Source organism: Pseudoxanthomonas sp. GW2 (genome assembly GCF_000283075.1).
GTDB lineage: Bacteria > Pseudomonadota > Gammaproteobacteria > Xanthomonadales > Xanthomonadaceae > Pseudoxanthomonas.
Window position 1 is genome coordinate 1 of the sequence record NZ_ALIP01000094.1, and the last position, 23,617, is coordinate 23,617.

Genomic DNA, 23,617 nt, shown 5'->3' on the forward strand with positions numbered 1-23,617 from the left:
GGCCGCGGCCGCCACCGGCGCGCCGCGCGCGGCCTCCAGCCCCGGCACGGGGATGCCGTCCTCGCCGCCCAGCCGGTAGGCGCCGCCCTCGGCATGGGCCCGGAGCACCTCGGACAAGGTGCGCGGCGCCCCGGACGGCGGCAGCAGCGCCACCTGGCCGCGCAGGGCCGCGGCGCAGAAGCCGAGCAGGAAGCGGTAGCGGTCCTCGGCCAGGTGGGCGACATGGCGCGCCTCCGGCAGGCGCCCGGCCAGGTCGCGGGCCTGGGCGAGGAACTGGCCCAGGGTCACCCCGCCGCGGGCGTCGAACACGAGGACGCGCGCCGGGTCGCCCGCCGCCAGGGGCAGGTCTTCGACGGCGGGAAGGGCTGGCTGGATGACGGCTGACATCGGGCTGGGAGGTTCCTGCGACAGTCCCCGTTGCCGCACAAGACGGTACAGGATGGCGGCCGGCCCCGGCGTGGGCAAGCACGGCTGCGGGCGGGCATGACCTTCTGCCGTGGCCGCGGCGGACCGGGCTGGTACCCTGCGGCGCCAGTCCACCACCCGGTTTCGTCCATGACCCAGCCCTTTCCGCGGGCCGCGCGGCGCCTGCTGCCGCTGCTGCTGGCCGCCCTGCCCCTGGCCGCGTCCGCGCAGTCCCCGTCCGCCGCCTTCACCCTGGAACAGGCGATGGCCGACCCGGACTGGATCGGCCCGCCGGTGGAGAAGGCCTGGTGGAGCTGGGACGGACGCGAGGCGCAGCTGCTGCTCAAGCGCGAGGGCAGCACGGTGCGAGACGCCTGGCGCGTGCCGGTGGCCGGCGGTGCCCTGCAGAAGGTCTCCGACGCCGAGCGCGCCGCGCTCGACGCCCCCGACCCGGTGTACGACCCGCAGCGCCGGCGCATGGCCTTCGTGCGCAACGGCGACGTGTTCGTGCGCGACCTGGCCAGCTGCAACCTTCAGCAGCTGACCCGCACCGCCCAGGCCGAGGCGCAGCCGCGCTTCGCCGCCGACGGCGGCGTGCTGTGGCGCGCCGGCGACGACTGGTTCCACTGGCGCGCGGACGGGGTGGTCGCCCAGGTCACCACGCTCAAGGCCGCGCGCGACCCGGCCGCCGCGCCCGCGCCGGACGCCCTGCGCGAACAGCAGCTGCGCACCTTGGAAACCCTGCGCCGCGACCGCGAGCGGCGCGAGGCGCAGCGCGCGCAGGAGGAAGCCTGGCGCAAGGCCGACCCGACCCGCGCCGCCGCCCCGGTCTACCTGGGCGACGACGTGGAGATCGTCGACAGCAGCCTGTCGCCCGACGCCCGCCACCTGCTGGTGGTGGTGAAGAAGAAGGGCGCCGATGCCGGTCGCGAAGGCAGGATGCCGACCTACGTCACCGAGTCCGGCTACGAGGAGTTCGAGGACGTGCGCACCCGCGTCGGCCGCAACGACCCGGTCCCGCATGCGCTGTGGCTGGTCGACGCCGCCACCGGCCAGGTGCGCGAGCTGGCGTTCGACGTCCTGCCCGGGATCAAGGACGACCCGCTGGCGGCGCTGCGCAAGACCGCCGGCAAGGAACCGCTGAAGGGCAACCGCCCGCTGCAGGTCGGCGCCGAGGGTGCGGCGATCCGCTGGAGCGATGACGGCCGCAACGTGGCGGTGATGCTGCGCGCGGTCGACAACAAGGACCGCTGGATCGCCAGCGTGGACCTGGCCGCCGCGCGCCTGCAGCCGCGCCACCGCCTCACCGACCCGGCCTGGATCAACTGGAACTTCAACGAGTTCGGCTGGCTGCCGGACAACCAGACCCTGTGGTTCGTGTCCGAGGAAAGCGGCCACGCCCACCTCTACACCCAGTCCGGCAGCGGCAAGCCGCGCCAGCGCACCTCCGGCCGCTGGGAGGCCTCCTCGCCGGTGCCCACCGCCGACGGCCGCGGCCTGCTGTTCCTGTGCAACCGCGCCTGGCCGGGCGACTACGAGGTCTGTGCCCTGGACCTGGCCAGCAACGAGGTGCGCGAGGTCACCGCGCTGGACGGCGTGGAGGACTTCGTGCCCTCGCCCGACGGCCGCCACCTGCTGGTCCGCTACTCCGGCAGCTGGCTGCCGCCGCAGCTGGCGGTGGCCCCGCTCGACGGCGGCCAGGCGCGGGTGCTGACCGATACCCGCAGCGCCGCGTTCAAGGCCCGCGCCTGGACCGGCCCGGAGATCGTGCAGGTGCCTTCCCGGCATGGCGCCGGCACGGTGTGGGGCAAGTTCTACGGACCGAAGGACTACGAACCGGGCCGCAAGTATCCGGTGGTGATGTTCGTGCACGGCGCCGGCTACCTGCAGAACGTGCACGCGCGCTGGCCCAACTACTTCCGCGAGCAGATGTTCCACCACCTGCTGGTCGAGCAGGGCTACGTGGTGCTGGACCTGGACTACCGCGGCAGCGAAGGCTACGGCCGCGACTGGCGCACCGCGATCTACCGGCAGATGGGCCATCCGGAGCTGGAGGACTACCTGGACGGCCTGGACTGGGTGGTGGCCAACCGCCAGGGCGACCGCGACCACGCCGGCATCTACGGCGGCAGCTACGGCGGCTTCATGACCTTCATGGCCCTGTTCCGCAGCCCCGGCACGTTCAAGGCCGGCGCCGCGCTGCGCCCGGTGGTGGACTGGACCCAGTACAACCACGAGTACACGTCCAACATCCTCAACACCCCGGAGCTGGACCCGGAGGCGTACCGCACCTCCTCGCCGATCGAATACGCCCAAGGCCTGCAGGACCACCTGCTGATCGCCCACGGCATGATCGACGACAACGTGTTCTACCGCGACTCGGTGGTGCTGGCGCAGAAGCTGATCGAGCTGCGCAAGGACAACTGGGAGCTGGCCTCCTACCCGCTGGAGCGGCACGGCTTCGTGCGCCCGGACTCGTGGTTCGACCAGTACCGCCGCATCCACAAGCTGTTCGAACGCACCCTCAAGGAGCCCGCCCGATGAACACCCCCGTCGAACCGATCCGCACCGTGGCCGCGGTGATCCGCGACCCGGCCGGGCGCGTGCTGCTGGTGCGCAAGCATGGCTCGGATACCTTCATCCAGCCCGGCGGCAAGCGCGAGCCGGGCGAGGACACCCTGCAAACCCTGGCCCGCGAGCTGGACGAGGAACTGGGCGTGGCCATGCGCGCCGATGGCGCCGTCCGCCTGGGCGAGTTCGAGGCCGACGCGGTCAACGAGCCAGGGCGCCGGGTCCGCACCGAGGCCTACGTGGTCCAGGTCGAGGGCCAGCCGCAGGTGCGCGCCGAGATCGCGGAACTGGCCTGGGTGGACCCGCGCCTGCCGTTCCCGGTGAAGGTGGCCCCGCTCAGCGCCGGCCACGTGCTCCCCGCCCTGGACCGGGCGCTGGCATCCGGCGCGCTGGGCTGAGCCCCGGCGCCGGACGGCTTTCGGCACAATGCAGCGGTCGACCCGGGGAACGGATCCATGAACGCACCGCCGCCCTTGCCGCGCAACGGCTTCGTCAGCGTGCTGGCCCGCATCTCGATGCTGCTGGCGGCGCTGGCGGTGCTCGGCTCGCTGGCACAGGCGGCGCTGGCCCTGGCGGTGGGCGACGCCACCGTGGCCCGGATCGCCAGCCACGCCGCCGTGCCCCCGGCGGTGGCCTGGATGCTGGAGCAGCGGCGCCTGCTGTCGCTGCTGGGGCTGCTGCTGTCGGGCCTGTTCCTGGTCTCGTCCTGGGGCCTGCTGCGGCGCCGGGACTGGGCACGCTGGACCTTCATCGCCTTCCTGCTGGCCACCGCCCTGCTCAACTTCGCCTCGCTGGCGCTGGTCGGCCAGTTCTTCGACGGCATGGTCGGGATGTTCCCGCAGGAGTTCCTGGACAGCCGCGAGGGCCGCGAATTCATGGCCCAGATGCAGGCCAACCGGATCGTCTCGCTGGTCACCGCGACGGCCACCGCGCTGGCCTTCGCCGGCCTGCATGGCTGGCTGGCCTGGAAGCTTTGCACCCCGCAGGTGCGGGCCGAATTCCACCGCGACCCGGCAAGCCCTTGATCCCGATCAAGGGCAGGCCCGGGTCGCCCGCTAGAATGCACCCATGGATCCGAACTTCGAGCTCGTCAGGGACTACCTGACCGGACTGCAGGACCGCATCTGCGCGGCCATCGAGGCAGCCGACGGCAAGGCCCGCTTCGTCGAGGACGCCTGGACCCGCCCCGGCGAGCCCGGCGCCAGCACCCATGCCGGCGGCGGCCGCACCCGCGTGCTGCGCGAGGGCGCGGTGTTCGAGCAGGCCGGCATCGGCTTCTCCGACGTCTCCGGCAGCCGCCTGCCGCCCTCGGCCAGCGCTGCCCGGCCGGAACTGGCCGGCGCCTCCTGGCGCGCCACTGGCGTGTCGCTCGTGTTCCATCCGCGCAACCCGTACCTGCCCACCACCCATGCCAACGTGCGCCACTTCCAGGCCCAGCGCGACGGCGAGACGGTGGCCTGGTGGTTCGGCGGCGGCTTCGACCTGACCCCGTTCTACCCGTTCGACGAGGACATCCAGCACTGGCACCGCACCGCCTTCGAGCTGTGCGCGCCGTTCGGCGCCGACCGCTACGAGCGGCACAAGCGCTGGTGCGACGACTACTTCTTCCTGCGCCACCGCAACGAGACCCGCGGCGTGGGCGGCCTGTTCTTCGACGACCTGCACGAGGACTTCGAGCGCGACTTCGCCTACCTGCGCGCGGTCGGCGACGGCTTCCTCGACGCCTACCTGCCGATCGTCGAGCGCCGCAAGGACACCCCGTACGGCGAGCGCGAGCGCGAGTTCCAGCTGTACCGCCGCGGCCGCTACGTGGAGTTCAACCTGGTCTACGACCGCGGCACCCTGTTCGGCCTGCAGAGCGGCGGCCGCACCGAATCGATCCTGATGAGCCTGCCCCCGCGCGTGCGCTGGGAATACGGCTACCAGCCCGAGGAAGGCAGCGCGGAAGCCCGCCTGCGCGAGTACCTGGTACCGCGCGACTGGCTGGCGCAGGAGACCTGACACACCAGGGGATAGCGGCTGCGGCCGCCTGGGAGCTTCCGGCGTTACCGGGGACAGGGGCATGGGGGATGCCCGCCGCGCCAGGCGCGGCGACGTCCCGGCAGGGGCGCGCACGAGCGGACGCCGGAAACAAGAAGCCCCGCCAACCAGGGGGAGGTTGGCGGGGCCGGGGAACGACGGCTTGGGGAGGAGCCCCCGTTCCAGTAGATCTACTCCAGGGGAAGGGAGAGATCCGCGACAGGCGTTGCACCTGTCGAGGGTTATGAAAGCACGGGGGACATTGATGTTTCGTGAAGAAAATTCTGGAAAACCGGTCCCGTTTAGGCCGGATTCAGTAGCGCGAAGCGGCTTCTGACTGAAGCATACAGATTCGGGTGAAACCCTCGTGAAACCGGGCGTTCAGTGCGCCTCGTCCCAGTTGTCGCCCACGCCCACGTCCACCACCAGCGGCACGCTCAGTTGCGCCGCCGCCGACATCCGTTCCCGCACCCGTTCCACCAGCTCCGGCACGAACGCCTCGTCGGCCTCGAACACCAGTTCGTCGTGGACCTGCAGCAGCATGCGCGCGCGGTCGGCGTGCGGCGCCAGCCACGCGTCCACCGCGATCATCGCGCGCTTGATGATGTCCGCCGCCGTGCCCTGCATCGGCGCGTTGATCGCCGCGCGCTCGGCGCCGGCGCGCTGGGCCGCGTTGCGCGCGTTGATGTACTCCAGGTGCAGGCGGCGGCCGAACACGGTCTCGACGAAGCCGCGCTCGCGCGCCTGCTCGCGGGTGCGCTCCATGTAGTCGCGCACGCCCGGGTAGCGGCTGAAGTACAGGGCAATGTAGTCCTGCGCCTGGCCGCGGTCGATGCCCAGCTGGCGCGCCAGGCCGAACGCACCCATGCCGTACATCAGGCCGAAGTTGATCGCCTTGGCGGCTCGGCGCTCGTTGACCGTCACCTCCTCCAGCGGCCGCCCGAACACCTCCGCCGCGGTGGCGCGGTGGATGTCGGCGCCGGAGGCGAAGGCGCGCAGCAGGCCCGCGTCCTGCGACAGATGGGCCATGATCCGCAGCTCGATCTGCGAGTAGTCGCAGGCCACCAGCTTGCGCCCGGGCGGGGCGACGAAGGCACGGCGGATGCGGCGGCCGTCGTCGGTGCGGATCGGGATGTTCTGCAGGTTCGGATCGGACGAGGACAGCCGGCCGGTGGCCGCGCCGGCCTGGTGGTAGCTGGTGTGCACCCGGCCGGTCTCCGGGTTGACCATCTCCGGCAGCTTGTCGGTGTAGGTGCTGCGCAGCTTGGCCAGGCCGCGGTACTCGAGGATGATCCGCGGCAGCTCGTGCAGGTCGGCGATCGCCTCCAGCGCCTCTTCGTTGGTCGAGGGCTGGCCCTTGGGCGTCTTCACCAGCGCCGGCAGCTTCAGCTCGTCGAACAGCAGCGCGCACAGCTGCTTGGGCGAGTCCAGGTTGAAGCTGCGCCCGGCCAGTGCGGTGGCGCGCTCCTGCGCCTCCAGCATCCGCCGCGACAGGTCCGCGCTCTGCCGGCGCAGCTCCTCCATGTCCACCAGCACGCCGTTGGCCTCGATCCGCTCCAGCACCTGCACCAGCGGCATCTCGATATCGCGGTACACGGCCTGCAGCTGCGGCTCGCCCTGCAGGCGCGCCGACAGCACCCGGTGCAGGCGCAGGGTGATGTCGGCGTCCTCGGCGGCGTAGCGGGTGGCGTCCTCCAGCGCGCACTGCGAGAACGGGATCTGCTTGGCGCCCTTGCCGCAGATGTCCTCGTACTTGACCGTGGTGTAGCCGAGGTGGCGCAGGGCCAGGCTGTCCATGTCATGGCGGGCGTTGCCGGAATCGAGCACGAAGCTCTCCAGCAGGGTGTCGTCGGCGTAGCCGGCCACCGGCACGCCGTGCCGGCGCAGCACGTGCAGGTCGTACTTGCCGTGCTGGCCCAGCTTGCGCACCGCCGGGTCGGCCAGCAGCGGGCGCAGCAGGTCCAGGGCCTGGCCACGCTCCAGCTGCGCCGGCGCGCCGGGATAGTCGTGGCCCAGCGGCAGGTACGCGGCGCGGCCGGGTTCGGCGGCGAAGCTCAGGCCGACCAGGCGCGCGCGCATCGGGTCGAGGCTGTCGGTCTCCGTGTCCAGGGCGAAGCTGCCGGCGGCGCGCAGGGCCGCGATCCAGGCCTGCAGCTGCTCGACCGTGGTGATGGTCTCGTACTGGCCGGGCGCGGCCAGGGCCGGGTCCAGGCCCTCCGGGGCGGCGGCCGCGGCGGTGGCGAAACCGGTGCCGCGGGCGCGGCCGGGCTCCTTCTCGGCCACGTTGCCGGTGGCCGCGCCGCCTTCCAGCTCGCGCAGGGCCTGGTTGAAGCCGTAGCGGGCGTACAGCGCGCGCAGGGTGTCCACGTCCGGCTGGCGCAGCACCAGCGCCTCCGGACCCTGGGCCAGGGCCACGTCGGTGCGGATGGTCACCAGCTCGCGGTTGAGCGGCAGGCGGTCCAGGGCCGCGCGCAGGTTGTCGCCGATCTTGCCCTTGATCGAGGGCGCGGCGGCGATCACCCCGTCCAGCGAGCCGTACTCGGCCAGCCACTTGGCCGCGGTCTTGGGGCCGCACTTCTCCACCCCGGGGACGTTGTCGATGGTGTCGCCCATCAGCGCCAGCAGGTCGACGATGCGCCCGGCCGGCACCCCGAACTTCTCCATCACCGCCGCGTCCGAATCCATGCGGCTTCCGGTCATGGTGTTGACCAGGGCGATCGAACCGGCGCCCCTGCCGGGCTCGCGCACCAGCTGGGCGAAGTCCTTGTCGCCGGTGGAGATGGTCACCTCCATGCCGGCGTCGGCACCGCGGGTGGCCAGGGTGCCGATCACGTCGTCGGCCTCCACCCCTTCCACCCGCAGGATGTCGATGCCCAGCGCCTGGACGATGTCGCACATCGGCTGCACCTGGGCGCGCAGTTCCTCGGGCATCGGCGGGCGGTTGGCCTTGTACTGCGGGTACAGCTCGTCGCGGAAGGTCTTGCCCGGGGCGTCGACCACGAAGGCGACGTAGTCGGGCTTCTCCTTGAGCGTGGCCCGCAGCATGTTGACCACGCCGAACAGCGCGCCGGTGGGCTCGCCGGCGGCGTTGGTCAGCGGCGGCAGCGCGTGGAAGGCGCGGTAGAGGTAGCTGGAGCCGTCGATCAGGATGAGCCGTTTCATCGGGGCATTCTAGCGGCCCGTGCCGGTACCGGCCGGGAACGGCGCGGCGCGCGCGCCCGGCTGGCGCATAATGGCCGCGTCCACACGGAGAACCCGCGATGCGCACGCCGATCCTGACCGCCGCCACGCTGGCCAGCCTCCTGCTCGCTGGCTGCGCCACCACCGCCACCGCCGACGCACCGGTGGACGTCAGCGGGGCCGAGGTCGCCAGCCGGGTGCTGGAGAATGGCGACCGGATGGACGAGTACCGCGTGGCCGGCCAGCTGCGCATGGTCCGCATCACCCCGGTGCGCGGCCCGGCGTACTACCTGTACGACCGCGACGGCGACGGCACCCTGGACCGCGACGACGCCGAGGACCTGCCGCAGGTCTACTGGAAGCTGTTCTCCTGGTGAGCCGCGCCGGGCTCAGCCCGGCTCCAGCCGGCGCGCGCCCGGACCCTGCCGGCCCAGCACGTCGCCCGGGTTGCGCAGCGGGCACTCGCGCAGCGACAGGCAGCCGCAGCCGATGCAGCCGTCCAGCTGGTCGCGCAGGCGCACCAGGCGCTCGATCCGCGCGTCCAGTTCGGCGCGCCACTGGTGCGACAGCCGCCGCCAGTCGGCGCGGGTCGGCACCTTGTCCTGCGGCAGGGTCGCCAGCGCCTGCGCGATCTCCGCCAGGGGGATGCCGGCGCGCTGCGCCACCTTGATAAGCGCCACCCGGCGCAGCACCGCGCGCGGGTAGCGGCGCTGGTTGCCGGCGCTGCGCTCGCTGCGGATCAGGCCGCGGGCCTCGTAGAAATGCAGCGCGGAAACCGCCAGGCCGCTGCGCCTGGCCACCTCGCCCACGCTCAGCCAGTCGCCGCCGCGCGGATGCGCCGGACCGCGGGATGCCGCCATCGCTTGACCTCAAGTTTGCTTGAGGTCCTAGCCTGCCACACCCCCAAGACGAGGAGCGTCCGCGCATGCCCGACCCCACCCTGCGCCTTGCCCTGCTGTACGGCAGCGACCGCCGCCAGCGCTTCTGCGACACCATCGCCGCCTGGGCCGTCGCCCACGCCGAGGCGATGGGCGGCTGGAGCATCGACCGCCTCGACCCGGCCACCCCGGAGGGCCGCGACGGCGCGGCGCTGGAACGCAAGGTCCGCGAGGCGGACGCATTCCTGGTGGTGACCCCGGAGTACAATCACGGCTACCCGGCCGCGCTCAAGGCAATGATCGACGCGGTCTACATCCCCTGGCAGGCCAAGCCGGTGGCCTTCATCTCCTACGGCGGCCTTTCCCGCGGGCTGTGCGCGGTGGAGCAGCTGCGGCAGGTGTTCGCCAGCCTGCACGCGGTGCCGCTGCGCGACGGCGTCAGCTTCGCCCACGCGCGCGACCAGTTCGCCGCCGACGGCACGCTGCCGGGCGGGCACCCCGCGCACAAGGCGATGCGCCTGGCCCTGTGGCGCCTGCGCTGGTGGGCCGGCGCGCTGCGCCAGGCCCGCCTCCTGATTCCCTACGACGCCGCCGCCTGAACGGTCCCCGCAGATCCCCGATGGACGCACCCGCCCAACCGACCCCGTCCCGCCGCAGCTGGCTGTTCCGCTGGTTCGAACGCCGCATCGACCCGTACCCGCCGGCGCCGGTGGTGCAGCCGCCACGCTCGCTGTACGCGTTCTGCCGGCACTACACCCGCGGCACCGAGCCGTGGCTGGCGCTGATGGCGGTGCTGACCACCGCGATCGCGGTGACCGAGGTGTCGCTGTACGCGTTCACCGGCTCGATCGTGGACCGCCTGTCCAGCCACACGCCGGCCACCTTCCTGGCCGAGGAAGGCTGGAAGTTCGCCGCCATGGCCGCGGTGGTGCTGGTGGTGATGCCGGCGCTGAACCTGCTCAGCTCGCTGGTGATCCACCAGACCCTGCTGGGCAACTTCCCCATGCGCATCCGCTGGCGGGTGCACCGCTACCTGCTGCGCCAGTCCATGGGCTACTTCCAGAACGAGTTCGCCGGGCGCATCGCCACCAAGCTGATGCAGACCTCGCTGGCGGTGCGCGAGACGGTGATCAAGCTGCTGGACGTGGGCAACTACGTGGTCGTGTACTTCGGCGGCGCGCTGCTGGTGGCGGCCTCGGCCGACTGGCGGCTGATGCTGCCGTTCGCCGGCTGGCTGGTCGCCTACGCGGCGCTGCTGCGCTACGCGATCCCGCGCCTGAACAAGGTCGCCCAGGAGCAGGCCGACGCGCGCTCGACCATGACCGGCCGGATCGTGGACAGCTACACCAACATCGCCACGGTCAAGCTGTTCTCGCACTCGCGCCGCGAGGAGGAGTACGCGCGCGGCTCGATGGACCAGTTCCTCGGCACCGTGCACCGGCAGATGCGGCTGGCGACCTTCGTCAACGTCAGCAACGACACCCTCAACATGCTGCTGCTGTTCGCGGTGGCCGCCAGCGGCATCGGCCTGTGGATGCAGGACGCGGTGAGCGTGGGCGCGATCGCCGTGGCCATCGCCTTCGTGCTGCGCCTGATGGGCATGTCGCAGTGGATCATGTGGGAGATGTCGGCGCTGTTCGAGAACATCGGCACGGTGCAGGACGGCATCAACTCCATCGCCCTGCCGGCCGCGGTGGACGACAGGCCCGAGGCGAAGGCGATCGGCCCGGTGCGCGGCGACATCCGCTTCGACCACGTGACCTTCCACTACGGCAAGAAGGGCGGCGTGATCGAGGGCCTGGACCTGCACGTGCGGCCGGGCGAGAAGGTCGGCCTGGTCGGCCGCTCCGGCGCCGGCAAGTCGACCCTGGTGAACCTGCTGCTGCGCTTCTACGACCGCGAGGGCGGGCGCATCCTGGTCGACGGCACCGACATCGCCACGGTCACCCAGGATTCGCTGCGCGCGGCGATCGGCGTGGTCACCCAGGACACCTCGCTGCTGCACCGCTCGGTGCGCGAGAACATCATGTACGGCCGCCCCGACGCCACCGAGGAGGAGATGGTCGAGGCCGCGCGCCAGGCCAATGCCCACGACTTCATCATGGAACTGGTCGACGCCAAGGGCCGCCGCGGCTACGACGCCCAGGTCGGCGAGCGCGGCGTCAAGCTGTCCGGCGGCCAGCGCCAGCGCATCGCCATCGCCCGCGTGCTGCTGAAGAACGCGCCGATCCTGGTGCTGGACGAGGCCACCTCGGCGCTGGACTCGGAGGTCGAGGCGGTGATCCAGGAGAACCTGTACCGGCTGATGCAGGGCAAGACGGTCATCGCCATCGCCCACCGCCTGTCGACCATCGCGGCGATGGACCGGCTGGTGGTGATGGACCAGGGCCGGATCGTCGAACAGGGCACGCACGAGCAGCTACTGGCCGCCGGCGGGCTGTACGCGCAGCTGTGGCAGCGCCAGTCCGGCGGGTTCCTCGAGCTGGAGGCGGAGGCCGCGGCGCCCTGAACCGGCGCCGTGCCCCGCTACTGCGCCGCCGCCTCGCGCCGGCGCTGGGCGCGGCCCAGGGCCACGCCGGTGCCGGCCCAGACCAGGGCCACGCCGGCGCCGATGAACAACGCCAGCGACGGGTGCTCGCCCAGCAGGTCGAGCATGCGCTTGACCCAGGCCGAGAGCGCGTCGCCGCCGCGGTAGACCGCGGTGTCGATGAAGTTCTTGGCCTTGTACTTCTGCGCCGCCGGCACGACCGTGTAGAGCATTTCCCGGCCCGGGCGCACCAGCGCGTACTCGCCGGCGCGGCGGGCGACCATCACCACCACGAACACCGCGAACACCGGCGCCAGCGCCAGCCACAGGAAGCCGGCGGCCATCACCAGCGGCACCGCCACCAGCAGCACGCCCACGCCCAGCTTCCTGGCCACGTGGCCGGTGACGAACAGCTGGGTGAGGATGGCCAGCACCTGGACCACGGTATCGATCAGGCCGAACACCCGGGTCTGCTGCTCGCGGTGCGGGAACAGCTCGGCCACCAGCCGCGCCTGCTCGAAGTACAGGAAGGTGGTGACCGTGGTCAGCAGCACCACGAACAGGCAGATGCCCAGCAGGAAGGGCGAGCGGAACACGTCGGTGGCACCCTCGAACGGGTTGCCGCCCAGCCGCTTCGGCGGCGGTGCCGCCGCGCGCTCGTGCGCCGGCAGCGGGTGGCGGACGCGCCAGCGGTGCAGCCACAGCGCGGTGGCGGCGCTGGCGCCGATCAGCAGCGAGGACAGCAGCAGCAGGCCACCGTGGCCCAGCGTCCCCACCAGCAGGGTGGTCAGCACCGGCCCCAGCAGGCCTCCGGCGCTGGCGCCGGAGGCGACCAGGGCGAACAGGCGCCTGGCTTCCGAAGGCGCGAACACGTCGGCCAGCACGCTCCAGGCCAGCGAGATCAGCAGCAGGTTGACCACCGAGACCCAGATGTAGAACGCGCGCCCGACCCAGACGTTCTCCGGCTGCAGCAGCAGGCTGGCACCGAAACCCAGCAGGGTCGCCACCACCGCGCCGAACACCCAGGGCACGATCCGCCGCCGCGGCACCTTCGAGGCGATCCAGCCGAATACCGGCAGCACCGCGACCGTGGCCAGGAAGGTGCCGGTGAACAGCCATTGCAGGTTGTCCACGCCCCCGGCCACGCCGAAGGTCTCGCGCACCGGCCGCAGCATGAAGTAGCCGGTGAACAGCAGGAAGAACATCGCCAGGCCGGCGCCGACCGCAGGCGCTTCGTGCGGCTGCACGCCGAACAGGCGCGACAGCAGGGGCTGGCGGCGGGCGGAATCCGGCGAGGACGTCATCGGCGCCGGCTCAGGCGGAGAACATCCGCACCAGCTCGCGCTGCTGCGCCTGGTCCAGCAGCGGGCCGGTGCCGGCCGCGAGCTGGTCGCGCTGGCGCTCCGGCTTGCCGGTGGCCGGGATCACCACCGTCACCGCCGGATGGCTGATGGCGAACTTCAGGAACATCTGCGCCCAGGATCCCACGCCGACCTCGGCGGCCCAGCCGGGCAGCGGTTTGCCGCGCACCTGGGCGAACAGTCGGCCGTCGTCGAAGGCGCGGTTGATGAGGACCGCCACGCCGCGGTCCCGCGCCAACGGCAGCACAGTCTTCGCCGCGTTGGTGGAGTTGACCGAGTAGTGGATCTGGATGAAGTCCAGCGCCTCCGTGCGCAGGATCTGCTCCATTTCCGCCAGGCCGGCGTCGGTGTAGTGGGTGATGCCCACGTACTTCGCCTTGCCCTGGGCCTTGAGCTCGCGCGCGTAGGGCAGCTGCCGGCGCCAGTCGCGCATGTTGTGCACCTGCAACAGTTCCACGCGGTCGGTGCGCAGCCGGCGCAGCGACTCGGCCCACTGCGCCTGCGCCGCCTCGCGGCTGTCGGCGGCGATCTTGGTGGCCAGGAAACAGCGATCGCGCCAGCCGCCGTCGGCCAGCAGGCGGCCCACCACCGCATCGGAGCGGCCGTAGTTGGGCGAGGTGTCGATCACCGCGCCGCCGCCCTCGAAGAAGATCCGCGCGACCTCCTCCAGGGCCTGGTATTCGGGCGTACCGAAGTCCACGTCGTAGCTGCCGGAGGTGCCGGCGCCAATCACCGGCAGCTGCTGGCCGGTGGACGGGACCGGGCGGGTCAGCAGCGGGGAAGCACCGGATTGCCCGGCAGCCCACAGCCGGCCCGGGGTTCCCAGCAGGGTGGCGCTGGCGACGGCGGAGGTGGCCAGCAACGACTGGGCGAGGAAGCGGCGACGCGAAGAGGTGTTCATGGAACGGACTCCGTTGGCGGCTCGCGGTCCGCCGATGCTAACCCCGTTTCCCGCCTTCGCATGTGCAGCTTGGCAGGGGGCCGGCGGTCATGCCCTGGCGGCAATGACGCACGGGCGCGCGCCGGCACGCTAGGCTGCAGCCCGTTTCCCCGGATCCCATCCGAGCCCGTGAGCGAACTCCCCGACCCCGGCTGGCAGGTGCTGCCGCGCGAGTTCTACCGCCGCCATCCGGCCGAGGTGGCGCCCGAACTGCTGAACAAGATCCTGGTGCGCAGCGACGGCCGCGCCGCGCGCATCGTCGAGGTCGAGGCCTATGCCGGCAGCGAGGACCCGGCGGCGCACTCGTTCCGCGGCCCCACCACGCGCACGGCGACCATGTTCGGCGAGGCCGGGCACCTGTACGTGTACTTCACCTACGGCATGCACTGGGGCAGCAACGCGGTGTGCGGCGAGGTCGGCCAGGGCTACGGCGTGCTGCTGCGCGCGGCCGAACCACTGCTGGGCGTGGAGCTGATGCGCCAGGCGCGGCCACGCGCGCGGCGCGAGCGTGACCTGGCCAGCGGCCCGGGCAAGCTGTCGCAGGCCTTCGGCATCACCGGCGCGTTCGACGGCGCCGACCTGGTCGGCGGCGACCGTGGCCTGTGGATCGCCTGCGACGGCACCCCGCCGCCGGATGCGCCCGTGGTCGGCCCGCGCATCGGCATCAGCCGCGCGGTGGAGTTCCCCTGGCGCTGGCACGTGCCCGGGCACCTGCACGTCTCGGTGCCGCCGCGGCGGCGATGACGGCCTGTGTGGTATCCTGTCCGTCCTCGTTTGGGGAGTAGCCTGCCCCGCCGCAATGGCAGGGCGTCCGCGTCAACACACTCGGCCCATGGCCGTGGCGCGGACACCGCAAGGACTGGCGAGACCAACGGTTGGCTGACGCGTCCGAGGCTGGGCGCCAGCCGGCCGTGTCCGTTGTCCAGCCTGGTATTCCCGATGCGCCCACTTTCCATCCTCATGATCGGCCTGGCCATGTCCACCGATGCCTTCGCCGCGGCCGTGGGCAAGGGCGCGGCGATGCAGCGCCCCGGCATTGGCCTGGCCCTGCGCACCGGGCTGCTGTTCGGCGTGATCGAGGGCATCACCCCGGTGATCGGCTGGCTGCTGGGTATCGCCGCGGCGCGTTACATCACCGCATGGGACCACTGGATCGCGTTCGCCCTGCTGGTCCTGCTGGGCCTGCACATGATCTGGCACGGCATCCACCCGGACGACGACGAGGACGGAGAAAATCCGGCTCGGCGCCACGGCTTCTGGAACATGGCGCTGCTTGCCTTGGGCACCAGCATCGATGCGATGGCGGTGGGCGTGAGCCTGGCCTTCCTGGATGCGCCAATCGCGGTAGTCGCCCTGGTTATCGGCCTGTGCACGATGGTGATGGTCACCATCGGCATCCTGCTCGGGCGCGTGTTCGGTGCCCTGGTCGGTCGCCGCGCGGAGCTGGCCGGCGGCATCGTGATGATCGTCATCGGTGCCACGATCCTGCACGAGCACCTCGGCGGTGCGGCCTGACGGCCGCGCACGCTCAGCGCACGACCAGCACCGGCACCTTCGAACGCGCCACCACCGCTTCGGTCTGGCTGCCCAGCAGCACCTTGCCCAGGCCGCGACGACCGTGCGAGGCCATCACCACCAGGTCGGCGCCCTGCTCCCCGGCCGCATGCACGATGGCGTCCGACGGATGCCCGTCGGGCACGTGCACCGTGGTGCAGGCGACGCCGGCGGCGGCCGCCTGGGCGGCGGCATCGGCGAGGATGCGCTGGGCCGAGCGCTCGCAGCCTTCACGGTATTCGCGCTGCATGTCCGGATCGGCCGACAGCGCAAGAGCGTCGTCGAAGGCCGGCATCCACGGCTCGGTCACGGTGACCACGACCACGTGCGCGCCCACCGCGCGGGCCAGGTCCAGGCCGTGGTCCAGGCCCTTGCCGGCCAGCTCGGAACCGTCGGTGGCGATCAGGATGCGTCGGTACATGGCGGCCTCCAGGCGCGGGACTGCGCATATTGCACCCCCGCGGGCGTGATGGCGGCAGATACGCCGCCGCCCCGCCCGGGCCGCCGGCTCAGACCGGCTGCAGCTTGGCGAAGGCCAGCACCAGCCACTTGCTGCCGGCCTCGTCGAAGTTCACCTGCACCCGGGCGTGGGCGCCGCTGCCCTCGTAATCGGTGACCACGCCGCGGCCGAAGCTGGGATGCACCACCGCCTGGCCCAGGGCGATGGCCGGGGCCTCGATCGCCGGGTGCACCTGGGTGCGCGGTGGCGCCGCCATCGGCCGCGCCACCTGCACCCGCGGGCGCACCTCGTTGAGCAGGTGCCCGGGGATCTCGCGCAGGAAGCGCGAGGGCAGGCCGTACATGTCCATGCCGTGGATGCGGCGGCTCTCGGCATAGGTCAGCACCAGCTTCTGCCGCGCGCGGGTGATGCCCACGTACGCCAGGCGCCGCTCCTCCTCCAGCCGCCCCTGCTCCTCCAGCGACTTGCTGCTGGGGAACACGCCCTCTTCCACGCCGACCAGGAACACCAGCGGGAATTCCAGGCCCTTGGCCGAATGCAGGGTCATCAGCTGCACCCCGTCCTCGTCGGCCTGGGCCTGGCCTTCGCCGGCCTCCAGCGCCGCATAGGACAGGAAGGCGACCAGCTCGCTCATGCTTTCCTGGTCGTCGTCCAGCTCGGCGCGGGAGAAGCGCGAGGCCACCGACACCAGCTCGTCCAGGTTCTCCAGGCGCGACTCGGCGTCGAGCTGGCCGCGGGCCTCGCTGGCCCAGTGCTGGCGCAGGCCGGAGCGGGCCAGCACGTGGTCCACTCGGTCCTTCAGCGCCAGGTCGGCGGTTTCCGCGTCCAGCGCCTCGATCAGGGCAAGGAAGCCGGCGACGGCATTCCGCGCGCGCGCGGCCAGGGCGTTCTCGGCCACCAGCGCGGTGGCCGCATCCCACAGCGACTGCGAGCGCTCGCGGGCGCGGCGCCGGATCTCGTCCAGGGTGCGGTCGCCGATGCCGCGCGCCGGGGTGTTGACCGTGCGCTCGAACGCGGCGTCGTCTGCGCGGCTGGCGACCAGGCGCAGGTAGGCCAACGTGTCCTTGATCTCGGCGCGCTCGAAGAAGCGCATGCCGCCATAGACGCGGTACGGCACCTGTTCGGACAGCAGCACCTCTTCCAGCGCGCGCGACTGCGCGTTGGAGCGGTACAGCACCGCCGCCTCGCGCCAGCTGCCGCCGTCGCGCACCCACTGGCGGAGGCGCTCGACCACGAAGCGCGCCTCGTCCATCTCGTTGTAGGCCGCGTATACGTCCACCGGCTCGCCCTCGCCGCTGTCGGTCCACAGCTGCTTGCCGATGCGGTCGGGGTTGTGCGCGATCACCGCGTTGGCGGCGTTGAGGATGTTGGCGGTGGAGCGGTAGTTCTGCTCCAGGCGGATGGTCTGCGCGCCGGGGAAATCGCGCAGGAACTGCTGCACGTTCTCCACCCTGGCGCCGCGCCAGCCGTAGATGGCCTGGTCGTCGTCGCCGACCACGAATACGCGGCCGCTGTCGCCGGCCAGCACGCGCACGAAGGCGTACTGGATGGCGTTGGTGTCCTGGAACTCGTCGATCAGCAGCTCGCGGAAGCGGGCGCGGTAGTGGCCCAGCAGGGCCGGGTTGTCGCGCAGCAGCTCGTGCGCGCGCAGCAGCAGCTCGGCGAAGTCGACCAGGCCGGCGCGGTCGCAGCGCTCCTGGTACAGCTCGTAGGCGCGGCGCATGGACTCGGTCCACGGGTCGTTGACCGCCTGGATGTGCTGCGGGCGGCGGCCCTCGTCCTTCTGCGCGTTGATCCACCAGGCGATCTGGCGCGGCGGGAAGCGGCCCTCGTCCAGCTCCAGCTGCTGCACCACGCGCTTGACCAGGCGCTGCTGGTCGTCGCTGTCCAGCACCTGGAACGACTCCGGCAGCCTGGCCTCGTTCCAGTGCAGGCGCAGCAGGCGGTGGGCGATGCCGTGGAAGGTGCCGATCCACATGCCGCGGCTGCCGCTGCGCAGCTGCATGTCGGCGCGGGAACGCATCTCGCCGGCGGCCTTGTTGGTGAAGGTGACCGCGAGGATCCCGTGCGCCGGCACGCCGTGGACCTCGTTGAGCCAGGCGATGCGGTGGGTGAGGACGCGGGTCTTGCCGGAGCCGGCGCCGGCCAGCACGAGGTAATGGCCGGGCGGGGCCGAGACGGCCTCGCGCTGGGCGCTGTTGAGGCCGTCGAGAAGGTGGGAGACATCCATGGGCGCATTTTACGGGTTCGGGGGGCGCAGGCCGTGAGACGCGTGCCTGCGATTCATGCGCCGGGCCCTGCCGCAGGGGAAGCGGAGGCAGCCCCGGCGTGCGTCCGCGCCGGATTCCGCGGATACATGAACGACGAAGGGCCGCCCTGCGGCGGCCCTCCGGCATTCCTGTCCCGCGCGGTCGCGGCGGGCGGCGCGACGGCTCAGTGGCTGCCGTGCTCGCGCTTGTGGCTGTTGTGGGTCATCAGCTTGTCGGTCCAGGCGATGCCGATGGCCGACAGGATGAACACGATGTGGATGATGGTCTGCCACAGCACGCCATCGGTGGTCAGCGCGTTGCAGCGGGCGGCGCCGACATTGGAGGCGGCGGTGGCGACCAGCTCCGGCGGGCAGAACGGCAGGCCGTTGAGGGTGCCGGCGGCGATGAAGGTCTTCAGCAGGTGGATCGAGGAGATGCCGATGATCGCCATCGCCAGCTTCACCTTGAGCACCGAGGCGTTGACGTGGCTCAGCCACTCCGGCTGGTCCGGATGGCCTTCCAGGCCCAGGCGCGAGACGAAGGTCTCGTAGCCGCCGACGATCACCATCACCAGCAGGTTGGAGATCATCACCACGTCGATCAGGCCCAGCACGATCAGCATGATCTGCTGCTCGCCCATGCTCGGCGCGTCGTGGACCAGGTGCCACAGCTCCTTGGCGAACAGGAACACGTAGACGCACTGCGCCAGGATCAGGCCCAGGTACAGGGGCAGCTGCAACCAGCGCGAGGCGAAGATCAGCGAGGACAGCGGACTGAGCGGGCGGCGGGGCGTGGGCTGCGACATGGGTGGGTGCTGCACTGCGGAAAAGACGGCGCAGGTTAGCGGCGCGCCGGCCCGGCTGCCAAGCGGCCGGCGGACCGGCGGGCGGCGGGGCGGTCCCGGCGGCGGGCCCCGGCTGCAACGCAGCGGACCACCGGCGCCCACGGGGCCATGCCCTCCGCGGCCCTACACTCGCCGTTCCGAAGCGGAGGCAAGCGCATGATCGAGCTGTACTACTGGCCCACCCCCAACGGCCACAAGATCACCCTGTTCCTGGAGGAATCCGGCCTGCCCTACACCATCAAGCCGGTGGACATCGGCAAGGGCGACCAGTTCAGGCCGGAGTTCCTGGCGTTCTCGCCCAACAACAAGATGCCGGCGATCATCGACCGCGAGCCCAACGACCTGGGCGAGCCGGTCACCGTGTTCGAGTCCGGCGCGATCCTGCGCTACCTGGCCGACAAGACCGGGCGCTTCGGCGGCGAAGGCCTGCGCGGCCGCGTCGAGGTGGACCAGTGGCTGGCCTGGCAGATCGCCGGCCAGGGCCCGATGACCGGCCAGTACGGGCACTTCACCGTGTACGCGCCTGAGCGGATCGAGTACGCGATCGACCGCTACACCCGCGAGGTGCAGCGCCTGCTGGGCGTGCTCGACAGGCGCCTGCAGGGCCGCGCCTTCATCGCCGGCGATGACTACACCATCGCCGACATGGCCGCCTATCCGTGGATCAACCCGTACACGAAGGCACCGCTGGACCTGGAGCCGTATCCGGAAGTACGCCGCTGGCACGCCAGCATCGCCGCGCGCCCGGCCACCCAGCGTGCCTACGCCCTGACCCGGCAGGTCAACCCGAACGCCGGCAAGCCGCTGACCGAGGAAGAGCGCAAGCACCTGTTCGGCCGCTGAGGCAGCGGGCGGCCACCCGGCGTGGCCGCCCGTGCAACGCGGCGCCGCGGCCGGCGGCTCAGCCCTCGCCGGCCGGCGCGGCCGGTGCGGCGGCCGCCTGCTGCCGCTCCAGGTGCAGCAGGATGCTGCCGACCTTGGACAGCAGGTAGCCGAAGAACAGGCCGTTGAGGGTGCCGCCAAGGGCCAGCAGCATCCAGAACGGATCGAAGCCGGACCCGACCACGCACACCACCGCGCCGACCACGGTGACCCAGCCCAGCGCCCGGCCCAGGAACTTGGCGTTCCGGCCCTCGCTGTCCGGCACCTCGCTGGCGGCCGCGGCCGCGCGCGCCGCCGCCTCCTGGTCCAGCCGCTGCAGTTCGGCGCGCAGGCCCGGGATCTGTTCCAGGACCTCGCGCGGCAGGTTGTTGCCGCAGGCGGTGCACCAGATGCGATGGTGCTCATCGCCGATGGCCTGCTGGCAATGCGGGCAGTTGACTAGCGGATTCCCCCTGACTTTCGCCACAAACGTTCCTTGCTCAAGACGCATGCGAGAAGCGCCATCCGCGGGGATGGCGCGGACTTCCGACCCGTGTCGGGCGACGGATTATCGGGTGCGGCGGGCGCCGCCGGAAGCCGTTCCGGGCGGCAACCAGCCCGTACGCAGCGACGGCAGGCACTTGCGCGGGCAATGGAAGAACCTCGTGCCCGCGCCCGCCACCAGCGCCCACACCCGGGGCGGTGTTGGACCAGGACATGCCCGGCCGGAACGCCTCCCGCACCCGGCCCGGGCCACGCCCGCCGCGGCAGACGGGGTAATGCCGTGGCGCCGCGATCCGCGTTCCTCGCGCCTAGGCGCAGGGGAAGGTGCGGGACAGGCCGATCAGCAGGAACAACTCGACCGGCTCCTCGTCGCGCACCCGGCCGTCCTCGCGGGCCTTGCGCAGGGCCTCGTCGATGATCCGCCGGTAGTTGTCCTCGTTCAGCGCCAGCTTCGGCGGCGCGCAGTACAGCGGACGCTGGCCGCCGGTGGCCAGGGCGGCATTGGCATAGGTGAAGCCGTTGCCCAGTCCCAGCAGGTAGATGCCCTGGGCGATGCGCACTTCCGCATCGGCCGAATCCCGCTGCGCCTCGTAGTCGGCGACCGTCAGCGCGCATGCGCCATCGACCACGGTCATCGCGGCGAGCATGGACGCCGCCGCCAGCAATCGCGAAACCTTCAATGCATCCCCCAACAGGCCGGACCGGAAGGGCCACAGGCCGGCCGGGGCTCGCCGCCGCAGTCCTGCGGCGCTGCCCGGGCGCGTCCATGCAAGCCCGCGGCGGGACTCTGCTGGGACACGCCACGGCTGTCAATCCTGGCGTGCGCGCAGCACCGCCGCGATGCGCCTTGCGGCCCCGGTAGCGGCGGCGCGCCACGCGCGGCGCGGTCCGGCGCACGCCGTCTACAATGCCCGGATGTCGCCTTACCGGATGCCTGCATGCGCCTTGCCTTCTTCCCGGCCCTCGTCTCGCCGTTGCTGCTTGCCTTCGCCATGACGCAACCCGCCCCTGCCACCGCCGCGCCGGCGGGAGAAAAGCTCACCCTCGAGGCGATCACCGGCAGCGCGCCGCTGTCCGGCCCGACGCTGATGAAGCCGAAGGTTTCGCCCGACGGCGCGCGGGTGACCTTCCTGCGTGGCAAGGAGAACGACCGCAACCGCCTGGACCTGTGGGAATACGACGTGGCCAGCGGCCAGACCCGCATGCTGGTGGACTCCAGCGTGGTGCTGCCGGGCGAGGAAGTGCTCAGCGAGGCGGAAAAGGCGCGGCGCGAACGCCAGCGCATCGCCTCGCTCTCGGGCATCGTCGACTACCAGTGGTCGCCGGACGGCAAGGCCCTGCTGTTCCCGCTGGGCGGCGAGCTGTACCTGTACGACCTGGCCCGCGAAGGCCGCGAGGCGGTGCGCAAGCTGACCTCGGGCGAGGGCTTCGCCACCGACCCGAAGCTGTCGCCGCGCGGCGGCTACGCCAGCTTCGTGCGCGACCGCGACCTGTGGGTGATCGACCTGCAAAGCGGCCGCGAGATCCGCCTGACCCACGACGCCAGCGACACCATCGCCAACGGCGTGGCCGAGTTCGTGGCCGACGAGGAGATGGGCCGCCACACCGGCTACTGGTGGGCGCCGGACGACAGCGCCATCGCCTTCATCCGCATCGACGAATCGCCCGTGCCGCTGCGCCAGCGCCACGAGGTGCACGCCGACCGCACCGTGGTGGTGGACCAGCGCTACCCCGCCGCCGGCGATCCCAACGTGCGCGTGCAGCTGGCCACCATCGCCCCGCGCGCCGGCGCCAGGCCGCGCTGGATCGACCTGGGCAAGGAACAGGACATCTACCTGCCGCGCGTGGACTGGCGCGACCCGCAGCGCCTGACCTTCCAGCGCCAGTCGCGCGACCAGCAGCGGCTGGAGCTGGTCGAGGCCGACCTGGCCAGCGGCCGGCAGCGCGTGCTGGTGACCGAGACCTCGCCGACCTGGGTGCCGCTGCACAACGCCCTGCGCTTCCTGCCCGACGGCCGCTTCCTGTGGGCCTCCGAGCGCAGCGGCTACCAGCACCTGTACATCGCCAGCGAGGACGGTAGCCAGCTGACCGCGCTGACCTCCGGCGAATGGGTGGTGGACGAGCTGCTGGCGGTGGACGCCGAGGCCGGCTACGCCTGGTTCTCCGGCACCCTGGATTCGCCGCTGGAGAAGCACGTCTACCGCGTGCCGCTGGCCGGCGGCGCGGTGGAGAAGCTGTCGAAGGAGCCGGGCACGCACGGCGCCAGCTTCGCGCGCAACGCCAGCGTGTACGTGGACTCCTGGTCCAACGAATCCACCCTGCCGCAGACCGAGCTGTACCGCAACGACGGCACCCGCCTGGCCACCCTGCTGCGCAACGACCCGGCCGATCCGGCGCATCCGTTCGCGCGTTACCGCCAGGCGCAGCTGCCGGTGGAGTTCGGCACCCTGGCCGCGGCCGACGGCCGCACCGAGCTGCACTACAGCCTGATCCGCCCGGCCGGCTTCGACCCCGGGAAGAAATACCCGGTGGTGGTCTACGTCTACGGTGGCCCGGCCACCCAGACCGTGACCCGCAGTTGGGCCGGCCGCGGCGACGGCATGTTCAACCAGTACCTGGCGCAGAACGGCTACGTGGTGTTCTCGCTGGACAACCGCGGCACCCCGCGCCGCGGCCGCGACTTCGGCGGCGCGCTGTACCGCCGCCAGGGCACGGTGGAGGTGGACGACCAGCTGCGCGGCATCGAGTGGCTGAAGTCGCAGCCGTGGGTGGATGCGGCGCGCATCGGCGTGCACGGCTGGTCCAATGGCGGCTACATGACCCTGATGCTGCTGGCGCGCACCGATGCCTACGCCTGCGGCATCGCCGGCGCCCCGGTCAGCGACTGGGGCCTGTACGACACCCACTACACCGAGCGCTACATGGGCCTGCCGGCCTCCAACCCGGACGGCTACCGCGCCGCGCGCGTGCTGGAGCACATCGACGGCCTGGTCGGCCCCAAGGCGCCGAAGCTGCTGCTGCTGCACGGCATGGCCGACGACAACGTGCTGTTCACCAACGCCACCGCGGTGATGTCGGCGCTGCAGAAGCGCGGCCAGCCGTTCGAGATGATGGCCTACCCCGGTGCCCGCCACGGCCTGTCCGGCGCCGACGCGCTGCACCGCTACCGCCTGGCCGAGGACTTCTTCGGGCGCTGCCTCAAGCCCGGGCGCTGAGGCGCGGCTTTGTTCCCGGACGCGCTTCGCTCGTCCGGGCCACAGCCGC

Annotated in this window: 20 protein-coding genes and 1 pseudogene; 11 read left to right on the forward strand and 10 right to left on the reverse strand. The window is 71.9% G+C overall.

Translation table 11 applies throughout. The features are described 5' to 3' along the window. Positions 1-387: pseudogene (locus B351_RS16370) on the reverse strand (AMP-ligase); the annotation flags it as partial. Between the two features lie 168 nt (positions 388-555). On the opposite strand from B351_RS16370, the gene B351_RS0106870 reads away from it, so the two are divergent. Genes B351_RS0106870 through hemF form a run of 4 tightly spaced genes read left to right on the forward strand, consistent with a single transcriptional unit; the run spans position 556 to position 4,977 of the window. Next, a complete protein-coding gene (locus tag B351_RS0106870) occupies positions 556-2,949 on the forward strand; it encodes a S9 family peptidase (RefSeq protein WP_019398308.1) in 2,394 nt (797 codons plus the stop codon). Beyond that, the gene (locus B351_RS0106875) at positions 2,946-3,374 is read left to right on the forward strand and encodes an NUDIX domain-containing protein (protein WP_019398309.1); all 429 of its coding nucleotides are present in this window, start codon (positions 2,946-2,948) and stop codon (positions 3,372-3,374) included. Before B351_RS0106870 ends, B351_RS0106875 begins: the two co-directional genes overlap by 4 nt. A 57-nt stretch (positions 3,375-3,431) precedes the next feature. Further along, positions 3,432-4,001 carry a hypothetical protein gene (locus tag B351_RS0106880; protein ID WP_019398310.1) on the forward strand — a complete coding sequence of 190 codons (570 nt, stop codon included), beginning with the start codon at positions 3,432-3,434 and terminating at the stop codon, positions 3,999-4,001. A gap of 43 nt (positions 4,002-4,044) precedes the next feature. Then, positions 4,045-4,977, forward strand: a complete 933-nt coding sequence (hemF, locus tag B351_RS0106885; RefSeq protein WP_019398311.1) for an oxygen-dependent coproporphyrinogen oxidase — start codon at positions 4,045-4,047, stop codon at positions 4,975-4,977. 399 nt (positions 4,978-5,376) lie between these two features. Here hemF and polA read toward each other — a convergent pair whose 3' ends face one another. After that, positions 5,377-8,157, reverse strand: a complete 2,781-nt coding sequence (gene polA / locus B351_RS0106890) for a DNA polymerase I (RefSeq protein WP_019398312.1) — start codon at positions 8,155-8,157, stop codon at positions 5,377-5,379. A 98-nt stretch (positions 8,158-8,255) separates the two neighbouring features. On the opposite strand from polA, the gene B351_RS0106895 reads away from it, so the two are divergent. Then, complete coding sequence (locus tag B351_RS0106895; protein ID WP_019398313.1) at positions 8,256-8,552, forward strand: DUF2782 domain-containing protein; 297 nt, start codon at positions 8,256-8,258, stop codon at positions 8,550-8,552. A gap of 12 nt (positions 8,553-8,564) precedes the next feature. Here the strand turns inward: B351_RS0106895 and soxR are convergent, their stop codons facing one another. After that, complete coding sequence (gene soxR, locus B351_RS0106900; RefSeq protein ID WP_019398314.1) at positions 8,565-9,035, reverse strand: redox-sensitive transcriptional activator SoxR; 471 nt, start codon at positions 9,033-9,035, stop codon at positions 8,565-8,567. 65 nt (positions 9,036-9,100) lie between these two features. Here soxR and B351_RS0106905 point away from each other — a divergent pair, with 65 nt between their 5' ends. Then, positions 9,101-9,652 carry an NADPH-dependent FMN reductase gene (locus B351_RS0106905; RefSeq protein ID WP_019398315.1) on the forward strand — a complete coding sequence of 184 codons (552 nt, stop codon included), beginning with the start codon at positions 9,101-9,103 and terminating at the stop codon, positions 9,650-9,652. 62 nt (positions 9,653-9,714) lie between these two features. Further along, on the forward strand, positions 9,715-11,562 hold the full coding sequence (locus B351_RS0106910; RefSeq protein WP_026010456.1) for an ABC transporter ATP-binding protein: 1,848 nt from the start codon (positions 9,715-9,717) through the stop codon (positions 11,560-11,562). A gap of 17 nt (positions 11,563-11,579) precedes the next feature. Here B351_RS0106910 and B351_RS0106915 read toward each other — a convergent pair whose 3' ends face one another. Beyond that, entirely contained in the window at positions 11,580-12,884 is a 1,305-nt protein-coding gene (locus B351_RS0106915) for an NTP/NDP exchange transporter (protein ID WP_019398317.1), read from the reverse strand. 10 nt (positions 12,885-12,894) lie between these two features. Continuing rightward, positions 12,895-13,842: an aldo/keto reductase gene (locus B351_RS0106920; RefSeq protein WP_039731146.1), complete on the reverse strand. Its 948-nt coding sequence runs from the start codon at positions 13,840-13,842 to the stop codon at positions 12,895-12,897. A 168-nt stretch (positions 13,843-14,010) separates the two neighbouring features. Here B351_RS0106920 and B351_RS0106925 point away from each other — a divergent pair, with 168 nt between their 5' ends. Together B351_RS0106925 and B351_RS0106930 are read left to right on the forward strand one after the other, a co-directional pair. Then, the gene (locus B351_RS0106925; RefSeq protein ID WP_019398319.1) at positions 14,011-14,625 is read left to right on the forward strand and encodes a DNA-3-methyladenine glycosylase; all 615 of its coding nucleotides are present in this window, start codon (positions 14,011-14,013) and stop codon (positions 14,623-14,625) included. Between the two features lie 195 nt (positions 14,626-14,820). Beyond that, positions 14,821-15,396: a manganese efflux pump MntP family protein gene (locus B351_RS0106930; protein ID WP_026010457.1), complete on the forward strand. Its 576-nt coding sequence runs from the start codon at positions 14,821-14,823 to the stop codon at positions 15,394-15,396. Between the two features lie 13 nt (positions 15,397-15,409). Here B351_RS0106930 and B351_RS0106935 read toward each other — a convergent pair whose 3' ends face one another. The 3 genes from B351_RS0106935 to B351_RS0106945 all read right to left on the reverse strand — a co-directional run bounded on the left by B351_RS0106935 (position 15,410) and on the right by B351_RS0106945 (position 18,949). Further along, positions 15,410-15,856, reverse strand: a complete 447-nt coding sequence (locus tag B351_RS0106935) for a universal stress protein (RefSeq protein ID WP_019398321.1) — start codon at positions 15,854-15,856, stop codon at positions 15,410-15,412. 88 nt (positions 15,857-15,944) lie between these two features. Further along, complete coding sequence (uvrD, locus tag B351_RS0106940) at positions 15,945-18,125, reverse strand: DNA helicase II (protein ID WP_019398322.1); 2,181 nt, start codon at positions 18,123-18,125, stop codon at positions 15,945-15,947. Positions 18,126-18,328: 203 nt separating this feature from the next. Next, complete coding sequence (locus tag B351_RS0106945) at positions 18,329-18,949, reverse strand: TIGR00645 family protein (protein WP_019398323.1); 621 nt, start codon at positions 18,947-18,949, stop codon at positions 18,329-18,331. 195 nt (positions 18,950-19,144) lie between these two features. Here B351_RS0106945 and B351_RS0106950 point away from each other — a divergent pair, with 195 nt between their 5' ends. After that, on the forward strand, positions 19,145-19,831 hold the full coding sequence (locus B351_RS0106950; RefSeq protein WP_019398324.1) for a glutathione binding-like protein: 687 nt from the start codon (positions 19,145-19,147) through the stop codon (positions 19,829-19,831). A gap of 58 nt (positions 19,832-19,889) precedes the next feature. Here B351_RS0106950 and B351_RS0106955 read toward each other — a convergent pair whose 3' ends face one another. Continuing rightward, positions 19,890-20,336: a zinc ribbon domain-containing protein gene (locus B351_RS0106955; RefSeq protein WP_019398325.1), complete on the reverse strand. Its 447-nt coding sequence runs from the start codon at positions 20,334-20,336 to the stop codon at positions 19,890-19,892. Between the two features lie 325 nt (positions 20,337-20,661). Next, positions 20,662-21,033: a hypothetical protein gene (locus tag B351_RS0106960; protein WP_198006207.1), complete on the reverse strand. Its 372-nt coding sequence runs from the start codon at positions 21,031-21,033 to the stop codon at positions 20,662-20,664. A 312-nt stretch (positions 21,034-21,345) separates the two neighbouring features. On the opposite strand from B351_RS0106960, the gene B351_RS0106965 reads away from it, so the two are divergent. Next, the gene (locus B351_RS0106965; RefSeq protein ID WP_026010458.1) at positions 21,346-23,568 is read left to right on the forward strand and encodes a S9 family peptidase; all 2,223 of its coding nucleotides are present in this window, start codon (positions 21,346-21,348) and stop codon (positions 23,566-23,568) included. The last annotated feature ends 49 nt before the right edge of the window (positions 23,569-23,617 follow it).

What these genes read in the sequence shown, in the direction of transcription:
- hemF (WP_019398311.1), top strand. Translation starts at nt 4,045, where the DNA reads ATGGATCCGAACTTCGAGCTCGTCAGGGACTACCTGACCGGACTGCAG.
- B351_RS0106945 (WP_019398323.1), bottom strand. Translation starts at nt 18,949, where the DNA reads ATGTCGCAGCCCACGCCCCGCCGCCCGCTCAGTCCGCTGTCCTCGCTG.
- B351_RS0106950 (WP_019398324.1), top strand. Translation starts at nt 19,145, where the DNA reads ATGATCGAGCTGTACTACTGGCCCACCCCCAACGGCCACAAGATCACC.
- uvrD (WP_019398322.1), bottom strand. Translation starts at nt 18,125, where the DNA reads ATGGATGTCTCCCACCTTCTCGACGGCCTCAACAGCGCCCAGCGCGAG.
- B351_RS0106920 (WP_039731146.1), bottom strand. Translation starts at nt 13,842, where the DNA reads ATGAACACCTCTTCGCGTCGCCGCTTCCTCGCCCAGTCGTTGCTGGCC.
- B351_RS0106935 (WP_019398321.1), bottom strand. Translation starts at nt 15,856, where the DNA reads ATGTACCGACGCATCCTGATCGCCACCGACGGTTCCGAGCTGGCCGGC.
- B351_RS0106930 (WP_026010457.1), top strand. Translation starts at nt 14,821, where the DNA reads ATGCGCCCACTTTCCATCCTCATGATCGGCCTGGCCATGTCCACCGAT.
- B351_RS0106915 (WP_019398317.1), bottom strand. Translation starts at nt 12,884, where the DNA reads ATGACGTCCTCGCCGGATTCCGCCCGCCGCCAGCCCCTGCTGTCGCGC.
- B351_RS0106875 (WP_019398309.1), top strand. Translation starts at nt 2,946, where the DNA reads ATGAACACCCCCGTCGAACCGATCCGCACCGTGGCCGCGGTGATCCGC.
- soxR (WP_019398314.1), bottom strand. Translation starts at nt 9,035, where the DNA reads ATGGCGGCATCCCGCGGTCCGGCGCATCCGCGCGGCGGCGACTGGCTG.
- polA (WP_019398312.1), bottom strand. Translation starts at nt 8,157, where the DNA reads ATGAAACGGCTCATCCTGATCGACGGCTCCAGCTACCTCTACCGCGCC.
- B351_RS0106905 (WP_019398315.1), top strand. Translation starts at nt 9,101, where the DNA reads ATGCCCGACCCCACCCTGCGCCTTGCCCTGCTGTACGGCAGCGACCGC.
- B351_RS0106895 (WP_019398313.1), top strand. Translation starts at nt 8,256, where the DNA reads ATGCGCACGCCGATCCTGACCGCCGCCACGCTGGCCAGCCTCCTGCTC.
- B351_RS0106870 (WP_019398308.1), top strand. Translation starts at nt 556, where the DNA reads ATGACCCAGCCCTTTCCGCGGGCCGCGCGGCGCCTGCTGCCGCTGCTG.
- B351_RS0106880 (WP_019398310.1), top strand. Translation starts at nt 3,432, where the DNA reads ATGAACGCACCGCCGCCCTTGCCGCGCAACGGCTTCGTCAGCGTGCTG.
- B351_RS0106965 (WP_026010458.1), top strand. Translation starts at nt 21,346, where the DNA reads ATGACGCAACCCGCCCCTGCCACCGCCGCGCCGGCGGGAGAAAAGCTC.